8 protein-coding genes are annotated in these 13,139 nt (G+C 55.7%); 4 read left to right on the top strand and 4 right to left on the bottom strand.

What is annotated here, in order from left to right:
• The 4 genes from V2P20_RS11425 to V2P20_RS11410 all read right to left on the bottom strand — a co-directional run.
• On the bottom strand, positions 1–750 hold a 750-nt coding region (locus V2P20_RS11425), incomplete at its 3' end, for a hypothetical protein (RefSeq protein ID WP_331818398.1).
• Between the two features lie 1,101 nt (positions 751–1,851).
• Positions 1,852–3,459, bottom strand: a complete 1,608-nt coding sequence (locus V2P20_RS11420; RefSeq protein ID WP_331818397.1) for a serine/threonine-protein kinase — start codon at positions 3,457–3,459, stop codon at positions 1,852–1,854.
• 76 nt (positions 3,460–3,535) lie between these two features.
• A complete protein-coding gene (locus V2P20_RS11415) occupies positions 3,536–5,932 on the bottom strand; it encodes a caspase family protein (protein ID WP_331818395.1) in 2,397 nt (798 codons plus the stop codon).
• 234 nt (positions 5,933–6,166) lie between these two features.
• On the bottom strand, positions 6,167–7,048 hold the full coding sequence (locus V2P20_RS11410) for a TOBE domain-containing protein (RefSeq protein ID WP_331818393.1): 882 nt from the start codon (positions 7,046–7,048) through the stop codon (positions 6,167–6,169).
• 210 nt (positions 7,049–7,258) lie between these two features.
• Between V2P20_RS11410 and V2P20_RS11405 the strand changes: the two genes are divergently transcribed.
• From V2P20_RS11405 to V2P20_RS11390, 4 genes are read left to right on the top strand one after another with little or no spacing between them, the layout of a single operon-like run.
• The gene (locus V2P20_RS11405) at positions 7,259–9,247 is read left to right on the top strand and encodes a TonB-dependent receptor (protein WP_331818391.1); all 1,989 of its coding nucleotides are present in this window, start codon (positions 7,259–7,261) and stop codon (positions 9,245–9,247) included.
• Between the two features lie 14 nt (positions 9,248–9,261).
• Positions 9,262–10,551, top strand: coding sequence for an extracellular solute-binding protein (locus V2P20_RS11400; protein ID WP_331818389.1), 1,290 nt, complete (start codon positions 9,262–9,264; stop codon positions 10,549–10,551).
• On the top strand, positions 10,551–11,903 hold the full coding sequence (locus tag V2P20_RS11395) for a di-heme oxidoredictase family protein (RefSeq protein WP_331818387.1): 1,353 nt from the start codon (positions 10,551–10,553) through the stop codon (positions 11,901–11,903). Before V2P20_RS11400 ends, V2P20_RS11395 begins: the two co-directional genes overlap by 1 nt.
• A gap of 7 nt (positions 11,904–11,910) precedes the next feature.
• Positions 11,911–12,828 carry a LysR family transcriptional regulator gene (locus V2P20_RS11390; RefSeq protein ID WP_331818385.1) on the top strand — a complete coding sequence of 306 codons (918 nt, stop codon included), beginning with the start codon at positions 11,911–11,913 and terminating at the stop codon, positions 12,826–12,828.
• Positions 12,829–13,139: the final 311 nt, after the last annotated feature.

Raw genomic sequence — 13,139 nt, 5'->3', positions numbered from 1 at the left:
CCCCCCCCCCCCCCCCCCCCCCCCCCCCCCCCCCCCCCCCCCCCCCCCCCCCCCCCCCCCCCCCCCCCCCCCCCCCCCCCCCGCCCAGACATTTTGGATAGCATAGGGGAAATCGGGCGCAGGCAGCATGTTGCGGATAACCAAAAACTTGGGATACTGCTCATCCCCATACGGCAGCCAGTTGACATTAGGCCGTAACCAGTCCGGGCGCTGCCGATCATCCGTTATGACGATCGTATAATAGCCGCCTTCAAGACGAGTTGTCAGATCGGTTACGCAACCAACCAGCGAAAGCGGCGGCGCAAAGTCCTGTTCGCAAACGGCCCAATACCGCATGTCGACGGTCCGGAAGCCCCGTGCCGGCCTCCAAATCGGAGAACCCTCGAATGTGTCGGGGAAACCCGGAGCTTTGCCGTGTATGACAATGATCCGCCCGGGTTGGTATTTGTTCCCCGGCCACATCATCATGTATTTACCATCCGGATTAGGCCATAGAATCGACGGCGGGTCTAAAGGTGACGCAAACCAGAGCCGATCGGAGGAAGGCGTGCCTTCATCGATGCTCAAATCGACCGCGGGTGGGAAGAGAAATTGGGCAAAGGCACTCGCATCCAACCATTTGTTGATCGGGAAGCAGGCCTCCAACTGCTTGCTGGCACCGGTTTGGTCCGCCACTGTTATGGTGGGGAGCGGCACCCCGCCCATCAGACTTTGACCGCTCTGGGACGGATCGGCGTCCGCTACGTACATGCGCAGGACTACCCAAGTAAGGTCCGAGGAAACCCCGATTGTATTCCCCGAACTCGTGCTGTTACGCGAGATTGTGACAGTATAGTTGCCGTTGCGACCGCCCGGTGGGACGAACGGGTTGGTGCTGCCCGGATCGGGGGTGATCTGGGCATCGTACAGATAATGTTCTGCGAGGTGGAATCCCTTATTGGTATTATTTAGAGGGTCGTAATCTATCGTTTCGTACGCGGTAAAAGAAAAAAACCGGATATTGGGATAGATGCCTTTGATGGTCATCGTTTCGTACTGCGTATCAAAGGGCATGATCCAATACCGGGCAGCAGCGTCAGGGCCCTGCACGTTACCGGAACCTTCGGGCGAGAGTTCGAGCGGCCACGCACAGCCTCGATAATTAAAATTTTGGGCGCGAACGACATTGGGATTGATCAGGAACGCGAGTGCCATGAGGCAGCCGAAAATACCGATCCAGGTAGATACTTTCATTGTTTCCTCCTTTCTTCAGTTATAAAGATAATGTGGCATGCCCGCGGTCGAACACTCACCGAGCAAACATAAAGAATCCCGGCTTGTCGCCCACGACAGTAATGTTACCCTTGCAGGAGGAGTTTCCTGGGCCTCCGCAAAGGATGCGACCAGCGCCCCAGGACCACTGTAACAACCAAGGGCACAGACATAGATCGTATCGAATATCGCTTTTCATAGTTCTTCCTCCTCGTCGCTGGTTTTGTGAGGGGGTCAAGTGAAATCCACCAACCCAGTAGCCAGTTAAGCGACTTTTTGTAATGTAGCCACTTCTGCATCATACTGACTGGGGCTTTTATGGCCCAAGTACGAATGGCGACGCTGCGGGTTATAAAACCAAGCGCGTCGCCATTTTTTGCTGCTGCTGGTGGGACTCATTCGTACAAAATAAATTCGCGCAAAATAAAAAAGCCGACCTGCAATCTGGTGTAGTTTGAATGACTTAAGAGAACGATAACCTGACGTTCAAAGGAAACTGGCGAATTTCCGCTTGGGGTCGATTTTTGCCGGTCGATCTGCTTCTTCTGCGTTTTCCTTTTTGGAAAAACAGGAATTCCACCAGCACAACCGATGAAACTCCTATCGCTTCATCTGCAATATCTTCTCTTTCAATGCCAGCAGACTTTCTCTTTTAGGCAGCGCTTCCAGCCCTTCTTCAATTTTTGCCAGGCTTTCATCGAACTTTTGCTGATCAAACAGTTCGTTAGCCTGCTTTTCAATCAGGTCAGCGATCTTCTCCAGTCCCTGCAAGGCCTCCTTGTTATAGGGATCAATGGCCAGCACCTGACGGTAAGCCCATAAGGCGTTGCTGCCGGAAGGCGCGGTGATATAGCCGACTTCAAAATGGATTTGCGCCAGTTCGAGCAGGTCCTTGATCTGAAGTTGCTGTTCCGGAGTCAGTTCAACCACTTCAGGCACGGCATCCATATTCTGATAGATATAGACATAACCGCCCGCCGCCGCGATTAAAGCCACAATCGCTGCAGCGCCAAGGACTTTCGGCCAGGGTGATTTGGGCTCTATTTCATCAAGAAATTGCGTGATGGAAGCCGTTCTCTGCTCTCTTTTCAACGCCAGGGCGTGCGTCAGGGCGTTCCATTGCCGGCGTTTCAAGCCCGGAATGACCGGCGGCTGAAGATTGACTTCCAGCGCTTTCTGGGCGGACAGCTTGCCGAAAGGATGCTTGCCGGCCAGCAGTTCATAACTGACGCAGGCCAGCGCATAAATATCGTCGCGCGGATCGGGATCGCGGTTTTCAAACATTTCCAGACTGGCGTAAGCCGGCGTCAGCGCCCCTAGGTCGCGGGCATTGAAAACCGTATCGTCATGGCCCTGGCGGTCCGATCTTACGGCCGCGCAGGCGATGCCGAAATCCAGCACTTTGACTTCGCCGCCATCGGTGATAAAGATATTGCCCGGTTTAAAATCCGAATGAACAATGTTCTTTTTGTGGGCGTAACCCAATGCCAACGCCAGCCCTTTGATGATCGGCCAGGCCTTGTCGAAGGAGATGCCGCCTTGCGGAGCGATTTCACGGATATATTGAGAAAGCGACTTGCCTTCCAATATTTCCATGACCATGAAGATATTGCGACCGTCGCGGTCGAAATCATAGACGCTGACAATATTGGGGTGGGCCAGCATCTGGGATTTCTTCGTTTCTCTCTGAAGCGCGATGAACAGTTCCGGATCATCACGAAATTCTTCATTCAACACTTTTAACGCAACGTCGGTCTGCTGGTCCTGCGCTTCCTGGCGACGCAAATCGGTCGCCCTGAACACAGTACCCATGCCGCCGCTGCCGAGCACTTCCTTGAGCACGAAGCGCCTGTTCAGTATCGATCCCGTTTTCAGTGCTTCGGATTTCTCTTCCTTATGAAGCTCCCTGAAAGTTACAGTAGCCTGAACAGCGGCATCAGCATCAGCCGCAACCGGCTTTTTTGCCGGCTGAGTCAGAACGGTGGCCTCATCGTCAACCATAGCTGGCTTTTTCGCCGGCCGGGCCAGAACAGTGGCGTCAGCATCGACCGCAACCGGCTTTTTCGCCGGCTGCGGCTGAGTCAGAACGGTGGCATCAGTATCCTGCTCAGGCGTGTGCGTTAATGCGCCTGCCTCATCCGATGGCTGGCGCATGGTTCTTGTCGGCGCGATTTGCGTAGCATCATCGGCTAGATCGTCTGCATTCATTGTATTTCTCTATATCCAAAAACAGTGCGAATCAATTCGCACCTACAACTTACTTTATCTAACAATGCCTGTCTTCTCAGCTCCGCGGTACGAAAAAGAACGGGCTGCCTTCATGCCCTGCATGCTGCATGGCGGAATACTGCGGACTTTGCTGAAAGCCGATCTGCGACGCGGACTGTTTGACTTTGCCGGAGACGATTCTGTACAGCTCGTAATCCTCGAGCAGACCGGCATTGGAACCCAATGCCTTCAGAAACGCATTGGCAAATACCGAATGGCCGCCGCTGCCTGAATCCAGCACCGGCTTGACGCCGCCCGATGTCATGACGGTTCTGGCCTTGCGGTTGTTCATGAATTTCAGCCATTTTTCACGTTTTTCTTCGGGCATTTCGTCCGGCAAGCGCACGATGGATGTTTCAGTCATGGCACCGGAATAACACGAATCGGCAATGACCAGAATATGTTTCGCCGGCAGAATGCTCAAATACTGCGTGATATTATGGCTGGACAGCCAGTTGGCGTTATTGTCCGGTTCAGCATCGGACGGCAGCCAGTAGGCGCTTTGATCGTTTTTATCGATCTCCCCGTGGCCTGCGTAATAAATCAGCAGATTGTCCTTTTCGGTCAATACCTTTCTCAGATCGTTGAAAGCGGTCATGATCTGATGCCGGCTGGCGTTGACCAACAGCGTGGTTTTATAGCCGTAGCGCGTCCGCAGCATTTCATCGACCGCTTTGGCGTCATTGATCGACGTTTTCAGCGTCGGCAGTTGTTTGTAGTCGTTATTGCCGATAATCAAGGCGTAAAACCGGCCGAAATCAACGGATGGGTAGGATTTCGAGCTGGCTTTGACCGGCAAGGTTTTTTCATCGGCGACTGCTTCCTGATTTTTAGCCAGCAGATTGAAAGTGACGATGCTGCGTTTGCCCTGTTTATCGACCGCCACGATCTTGACCGGCGTCAATGCGCTCTCGATAGCGATATCGGTGCGGAACACACCGTCGGCGTCGACCGGCGTGTTTTGTTCATTGATCTGCAGTGTTTTCAGGCTGTCCGCGGCGCCGACCTTGCCGACGATTTTCTTGCTGCGGTCAATGGATCTTAATTGATAGCTGGGTACGCCGCGGGTCAGCGTCATCGGCGGGTCGATGATATCGATGACAGGGCCGTTTTGCGCCAGCGCCTGGGATGAAGTATCCTCAAGGCTTGCCAACGCCTGCCGCTCCTGCTCGATCGTCTTTTTCAGTTCCTTGATCTGCAAGCCCTGAGCCAACAGTTCGCTCTTGTCCTGCTTGAGTTTGCCGCGCAATTTTTCCAGAGCCAGTTTTTCCTGCGTAGAGCCCGTCTCGGATGCCTTGCCTTCAAGCGCGCTCATGTCGCTTTTGATGCGGATAGAAGTATTGTGATATTCCGCTTCCAGCGATTTCAATTGTTCCTGCAGTTGCTCGAGCTTTTGCCTGGACTGTGCCGTCTGCTGCTGGCGGCCTGACTCATTTGCCGCGCCGGATGCATCGCCCCCAGCCTTGGCTTGCTGCTGTTCGTTATGGAATTGGCTTTCAAGCTGAGAGACTCTGGTTTGCTGGGCATTCAGGCTGGATAATTTCTCTTCCAGGTCTTTTTCCAGGGAGTGGATCAGGGCGTCGTTGCGATTGGATTTTCCGCGTTCCTGTTCGAGTTTGTCACGCGTATTGTCGAGCTGTCTGCGCAGATCCGACAGTTTGCGCTGCTGGCTGGACAATTGCTGCCGGGTCTCATCCAGTTCCCTGCGCAGGCTCTTGGCTTCTTCCGCATGGCTTTGCGACTCCTGGCGCAGTTCCTCCAGTTGCTCCTTATAGGTATTGGCCACAGCCGCTTCGGTCACCGAGGCAAACTGCAGATCCGAGTTTGCCAGGCCTGATGCCTTGCGGTACCAGTTCAATGCGGTCGGAATGTCTTTCTTTACGCCCAGGCCTTTCTCATAAAGATAACCGAGGTTGACCTGGGCCCTGGAATTGCCCTGCTCGGCTGCTTTTAAATACCATTGCGCAGCCAGTGCGGGATCGGCCATTCCGCCCAGGCCTTTTTCATAAATCTCGCCCAGCGTCACCTGCGCCTCCGCGTCGCCCTGTTGCGCCTGCGGCAGCCATACTTTCAAAGCCGATGCGAAATTGGCGCGGTCATAAGCCACATATTCGCCGCCGCGAATTTCGCATTCGCCGGCTGTCGTTCTGATGGGGCGACGGCTGGAAATGTAGGTCATTTGGGTGCCGAGCTTGCGGACCTGGCCCGGCAGCAAACAATCGACGACGAAAAGCTTGTCGGTATCTTTCGGCGAGAAGCCTTCCGTCGCGCTGGAATTGTTGAGATCGGTACCGGGGTCGGTTTGGCAGCCGATCAGCACGGTAAAGGATAAACACAGAAAAAAATACTTGGGCCTTGCAGTCCAGGTAAAACGGGCTGTGGAAGAAGCTGTTATTCTTCTTTTAGAAATCATTATTAAATACCCCCCAGCATTATTAGCGATGACTCGCATGAATTATAAAATCTTGGCAAGATTGTATCTCATGTGGCTTGCTAATAATATGGCTGAACTTCATGGCCCAAACCGCAGCATATCCTTGCTGCCGCATTCTTTGCCGATTCCGGAAGATATAAGCCTGTGGGGGCGACTTCAGTCGCCCTATTCCGTTCTCAGATCGAGATTCTCTTATCGTTTCCAGACAGAAACCTACTGCGCTGGTGGATGAGATTCTTCAAGCGCCGCCACGGCGAGCATCACGGCATTGCTTTTGAACACGGCATTGACCGGCATATCGCATTTCAATCCCAGGGATTCGTCGCTGGCTTGGGTTATCGTGGCGATAAGACTGTCTCCGCCAGGCAACCGGAGCGCTACCTGCGAATCAACGTCGTCCCGCTGCAAGCGAATCACTCTGCCTGGCAGACAGTTGCGCGCCGAGAATTGTTGACGGTTGAAATCGATAACGATGCCAATCTCCGGCGCATTGATCAGCAACAGCACATCCTTGCCAATGTTGAGTTCAAGCCGGTCAAGCGTTGACAAACTCAAGTCAGCGACAATCTGTTCACCGCCTTTTAATTCGACGATCACTTCGGCATTAATGGCGCCGGGCTGAATGCGGGTGATCGTGCCGAACAATTGGTTAGTGGCGCTGGTTTTGATGGCCAGCGGTTTAAGCAGCAGCATCATCTCGGGATCGTCCACCAGATTCTGATTGAGTTGCCGCAAGAACTGCCGATGCTGCTGCTCCAACCGGGTAAACAGCTGCAGCAGCGCCTGGCCGGAGGCAGTCAGTCGGGTACCGCCGCCCTTGCTGCCACCGGTCGTTGTGGCAATCAACACTTTGGGGGCCAGGTTGTTGGCACGTTCTATCATCTGCCAGGCGCCCTTGTAACTTAAGCCCACCTGCTTGGCGGCCTGGTTGATGGAACCGCTTTCATCGATAGCCTTCAGCAAGCCGATCATGCGGCTGTCAAGTATACCGGCCAGCCGCAAGTCGCCTTCGATCCAGGCGGTTGGAAAATCGTCGTGGTTTGAATCGCCGATCATTGTCGTGTTGGTTGCCTCGCAAAAAATTAAGTTGAACATTATCTCCTGAATAGAAACAGACTGTTGTCAATTTTCGTTATTTACACAAATACATAACGAATTAAAATAGCCTTATTCTTATCGGATGGGAACGAATAAGTCTTGCTTTTGCACTGCCATATTCATCGATGCGCAAGTAAAACCGCGATTATAAGCCATTCGCGCGCACAAGCCCCTTCCGTATTCTATCAACATCTAACAGAAAAAATCATGCGCACGACCGCTTTATTGTTAATGATCACAACTTTCTCCAAAGGGGCATTGGCCGACGATGATATTTTTGATTTAGGCGTTATCGAAGTTAACGCCAAAGTGGAACAGCCTTCCGATAAGGAAACCCTCGCCTACGAAGACATAGCGCGCAACAACCGTAACGATGTCGCTTCGGCCCTGGATCTGCTGCCCGGCGTTTCGGTGCAGAATTTAGGCGCGCGCAACGAGCGCCTGATCTACCTGCGCGGCTTCAACTCCCGGCAAGTGCCGCTGTTCATGGACGGCATTCCAGTGTATGTGCCTTATGATGGCAATGTCGACCTGAACCGGTTTACGACCTTCGACATTGGCCAGATCAACGTCAGCAAAGGCAATGCCTCCGTCCTGTATGGCCCGAACACGCTGGGCGGCAGCGTCAATCTGGTCAGCCGGCGCCCGTCCCGGAAGCTGGAAGGCAATCTGACGACCGGCATGGGCATGGATTCGCAGTTCGATGCCAATTACTATCAGACGGCGTTGAACTTCGGCTCGAACCAGGGCCTGTGGTATATCCAGGGCGGCGCGTCCTATCTGGACAGGCAGTTCTGGCGGCTTTCCGATGACTTCAAGCCGACCGCCAGCGAGGACGGCGGCATCCGCGAGAATTCGGGCAATACCGATTACAAGGGCAATATCAAGCTTGGCCTCACTCCCAACGCTACTGACGAATACGCCCTCACCTACATCAATCAAAACGGCCGCAAGGACACGCCGCCTTACGCCGGCACCGACAAAACCGTCAGCCCCCGTTTCTGGCGCTGGCCATACTGGGACAAGGAGAGCGTGTATTTCCTGTCGCGGACCCAGTTCGGCGATGCGCATACCGTAAAACTGCGCGCTTACCACGATACCTTTGAGAACAGCCTGCAATCCTATGACGACGCCAGCTACAACAGCATGCGCCGGCCGTATGCCTTCGACAGCCGCTATGATGACTACACGTTCGGCGGCGGCATCGAATACGGAAATACCTGGTTCGACCGGCACGAACTGAAACTGGCATTCAGCTACAAGCAGGATGTGCACCGCGAAATCGGCAATAAAGGCCAGCCACAGCAGCGTTTTGCCGACGAGTTGTTTTCCTATGCGATCGAAGACAGCTACACACCCCTTGATAACCTCAGATTCGTCATCGGCGCCAGCTATGACCAGCAGAAACAAATTCAGGCGCAGAACCTGATCGACAACCAACTGGTTTCGTTCCCGCTCAGCGGCACCAAGGACGCCTATAACGTCCAGAGCAGCGCCTTTTACCAGCTCGCCGACGACCTGCAACTGCATGCCAGCCTTGCCCGAAAGACCCGATTCCCGACCATCAAGGACCGCTTTTCCTACCGGCTGGGCACTGCCCTGCCCAATCCCGCCCTGCAGCCGGAAGACGCGCTGAACTATGAACTGGGCCTGGACGGCAAGGCGTTGGGCGGGCTGGATTACGGCGGCAACCTGTTTTTCAGCCAGATTGACGACACCATCGAAAGCGTGACCCTGCCCAACGACAGCTGCAGCCGCCCGCCCTGCTCTCAATTGCAGAATATCGGCCAGCAGGAAAACCTGGGGGTAGAACTGTTCGCGACCGCGCAAATCAATGACCAATGGCGGGCCCATGCCAATTACACCTGGCTGGACCGCAACAACATCAGCAATCCGGGCATTTATCCGACCGACACACCCCGGCACAAGATTTTCACGTACCTGGAATATCAGCCGCTGCAATACCTGCGGCTGCTCGCCAGCGCCGAATACAACGGCAAACGCTACAGCAATACCACCGGCACGCGCATCGCGGAAGATTTTGTCGTCGGCAATCTCAAGGCTACTTTCATCGCCACTGAACAGTTGAGCGCCGAATTCGGCGTCAACAACGTGGCCGACCAGAATTACGCCTATGAAGAAGGCTTCCCGGAACCGGGCCGGAATTACTTCGCCAACCTTAATCTGAGTTATTGAGCATCGGGAGATCGATGATGAAAAATTTATGCCTCTTATTCGGCCTGATCATCGGCTTAAGCGCCTTTCCGGCCGCCGCCAAGGAGAAACTGACTGTCCTGACCGCCTACCCGGAAGATGTGGTGTCCCGTTTCGAAACCGCTTTCGAGCGCGCCTATCCGGACATCGATCTGGCGGTGCTATGGCGCATGCCGCATGATGCGCTGCCGTATTTGAGCCAGCCTAAACAAGGCGGCGTCGATGTTTACTGGTCCGCCTCGCTGCATAATTTTACGGTCTTGAAACGGCAAGGCGCCTGGCAGAAGCTCGGCATAAGCCGTCAAGGATTGGGCGATCATCTCGGCGCGATGCCGCTGGCCGACCCGGACGGCTATTTTTGCGCCACCGAAACGGCCGGTTACGGCTTCGCGGTGAATCCGGCTTATCTGCAAAAGCATGGCCTGCCGACGCCGAAAACCTGGCAAGACTTGGCCAATGCGCGTTATCAAGGGCATCTGGCTCTGCCGGTGCCGTCCAAGGTCGGCTTCGCGCCGATGATGATCGACAGCGTCCTGCAGCAATACGGCTGGGACCAGGGCTGGGCGATACTGGCCGGCATCACCGCCAATGCCCGCCTGGTCGAATCCGGCGCCACCTTCATCACTGACAGCATCGGTTCCGGCGAGCGCGGCATTGGGCCGGCCATCGACTTTTTCACCGCCTCGGCCATCGCCAACGGCGCGCCGCTGCAATTCGTCTATCCCGAACCGGCCGCCTATTCGCCGGCCCATATCGCGATCACGGCCGCCAGCCAACACACCGATGCCGCCCGTCAGTTTGTGGCTTTCGTTCTATCGAACGCCGGCCAGAAACGGCTGTTCCATCCCGACATCCGCAAACTGCCGGTACGGGCCGCCGTTTACGCGGACAAGCCTGACGGATACTACAACCCGTTCGCGGCGGCGGATCTGCATCCGGTCGTTTACGATCCGGTCCGCGCATTGCCGCTCCTGGCTTTGAACAATGCGCTGTTTGACCGGCTGTTCACCGATCATCACCCGCGCCTGCAAACTCTCTGGCAGAAGCTGCGCACGCATGAAGCCGCCGGCAAGGACGAACGTCTGGCGAAGATTCGACAGTTGCTGACGGCCGTGCCTGTCGATGCGAAAACGGCTGAAAACCCGGCCATGCAACAGATATTCGCCGACCGATCGACCGATGCGAAAGCCGAAGCAAAAGCTCGGATGCTGGAACAATCCTGGCGCCAGGAGATCGACAGCCGTTATGCCGAAGCTGAACACCTGCTAAAGCAGTTGGAGCCATAATGACGCGCGCCCTGGTAATCCTGTTGGCATTGAGCGGCTCTCTGACGAGCCTGCAAGCGGCTCAAGCCGCAAGCAGTTTCGAAATAGCGGATGCCACGCGCGAGGCCTACTCGCGGATCAATCCGGAGGTAACGCGCGAACAACGGGCCGAAGCGTTGCGCGGCCGCAGCCTGTTCCGGCAGAGCTGGGTTGTGCCGCCGGCCCAAGATATAGAAATCGCCGGGCTCGGCCCGCTTTACAACCAATTGTCCTGCCTGTCCTGCCATCCCAAGAACGGGCGCGGGCAGCCGCCGGAAAATCCGCAGCAGGCCATGCGTTCGATGCTGGTGCGCCTGAGCCTGCCGGGGCAAGACCCGCATGGCGCCCCCTTGCCGCACCCTGTCTACGGCAACCAGTTGAACGAACAAGGCGTTCCCGGCGTACCTGGCGAAGGTTGGGTGCGCGTCGATTACCGCGAAGAGAGCGTGACGCTGCCGGACGGTGAAACCGTCGGCTTGAGAACGCCGTTATACCAATTCACCGACCTGCAATACGGGCCGTTAAACGCCGACATCCGGTTCTCGCCGCGCGTCGGACCGCCGGTATTCGGTTTGGGCTTGCTGGAAGCCATCTCTGACCAGACCATCTTGCACTTGGCTGAAGCAGGCCGTCAGCAAGGCGTCAATGGCCATCCCAATCATGTCTGGGATGCCGAACGGCAGCGTCCGGCTATCGGGCGTTTCGGCCTCAAGGCCAATGTCGCCACGCTCAGGCAGCAAATTGCCGGCGCTTTTGTCGGCGACATGGGGATTACCTCATCGTTGCATCCCAAGGAGAACTGCACAGCGGTTCAAATCGCCTGTAAACAGTCGCCATCAGCCCGGCAGCCCGAATTGACCGATGCCCAGCTCGATGCCGCGCTGGGCTATCTGCGCCTGCTGCAAGTCCCGGCTCGGCGCGATGCCGATGATCCGATGGTGCAGCAAGGCGAACGAACATTTACCGCCATCGGCTGCGCCGCTTGCCACGTACCGGTTTTGACGACCGGCGAATTTCCGCCGCAGCCGGCCCTGTCCGGGCAAACCCTGCATCCCTATACCGATCTGCTGGTCCACGACATGGGCGATGAACTGGCCGACCAGCGGCCCGACTTTCAAGCCGGTGGGCGGGAGTGGCGCACGCCGCCATTGTGGGGCATCGGCCTGACGGCGCGCATCAACGAGCACAGTTATTTCCTGCATGACGGCCGCGCGCGCAGCTTGACGGAAGCCGTGCTATGGCATGGGGGCGAAGCGCTGCCCGCTCGGCAACGTTTTGCCGGGCTACCGGCCGAGAAACGCCAATCGGTTATCCGCTTTTTGGAATCGTTGTAATGCCACTATGTTCATCCGTCAAATCCATTATCTGCTGGCGCTATCGAAAACCGGACATTTCGGCCAGGCGGCGGAAGCGTGCCATGTTTCCCAACCAGCCTTGTCCTCCGCCATCCAGCATCTTGAGGAAGAACTGGGCATTACCATCGTTCAACGCGGCCAGCGCTTTCATGGCTTTACCGCTGACGGCGAGCGCCTGTTGAAATGGGCACGAATGCTGGCGCAAGACTGGGAATCCATGAAACAGGAAGCGGCGCAGTGTCACCGGCAGCTCACCGGCACGCTCCGCCTCGGCGCCATTCCCACGACGCTGGCGGTGACGCCGTTATTGACCGAACCGTTCCAGCATGATTATCCCGGCGTTGGCATCACATTGGTTTCATTGAGCTACGATGAGATGATTCGCCAACTGGATAGTTTCGAGCTGGATTTGGGCCTGACCTATTTGGATGACCCCAGACTCAAAGGTTTCAGAACTTTACCGCTATACCGTGAACGGCATGTGCTGCTGGCCCGCAGCCCTGCCCCTCACTTGATCAAAAGCAACTTGTGCTGGCGAGATTTGGCGGAGTTGCCTTTGTGCTTGTTGACCCAGAACATGCAAAACCGCCGCCTGATCGATGCGGCCTTCCGCGAAGCGGACATCATTCCCAATGTGGTGTTGGAAACCGATTCGGTATTCGCCCTATATGCCCATGTCCGCAACGCCACTCTGTACAGCGTGGTGCTTCACAGCCTGTTGAACCTGTTTGAAATGCGCCAGGAAGTCACTGCCCTGCCGTTGCTTCCGGAACTGTCGCGGGAAATCGGCCTGATCGCCCGCCGGCAGGAATTGGCGTCGCCGTTACAGGATGCGGTTTGGCACATTGCCCATCATCTGAATCTGCAACACAGGTTCGATTCGCTGATCGCTATGAACTATTAGCCCACTCTCCAAAGCACTTACAAGGCATCGTACTTTTTGGAGGCATCACTGCCCTAATGCCGTTAAGTTAAGCCGTTCGTTGTGAGCTTGTCGAACCATGAATGGCTTAACGACTTGTTCCCCTTTCCCTCCGACAGAGCCTTTAGTCCTGAGCGTAGTCGAAGGAGCTGGGCGAACGGAACAAGTCTTAACTTAACGGCATTGGTCACTACCTCCGCCGAGTAAATAATTTTCACCGGCAACCGCAACCAATGTCGATTCAACGCGATCAAACAGCGTAGACGGAGCTGAGTGGCTCCATTATGTAACTG

Origin of the sequence: Methylobacter sp. Wu1 (assembly GCF_036553575.1) — a bacterium.
In the GTDB taxonomy this organism is placed as follows: Bacteria; Pseudomonadota; Gammaproteobacteria; order Methylococcales; family Methylomonadaceae; genus Methylobacter.
Note: the sequence above shows the minus strand (reverse complement) of the source record. Positions and strands in the feature narration are given on the sequence as shown.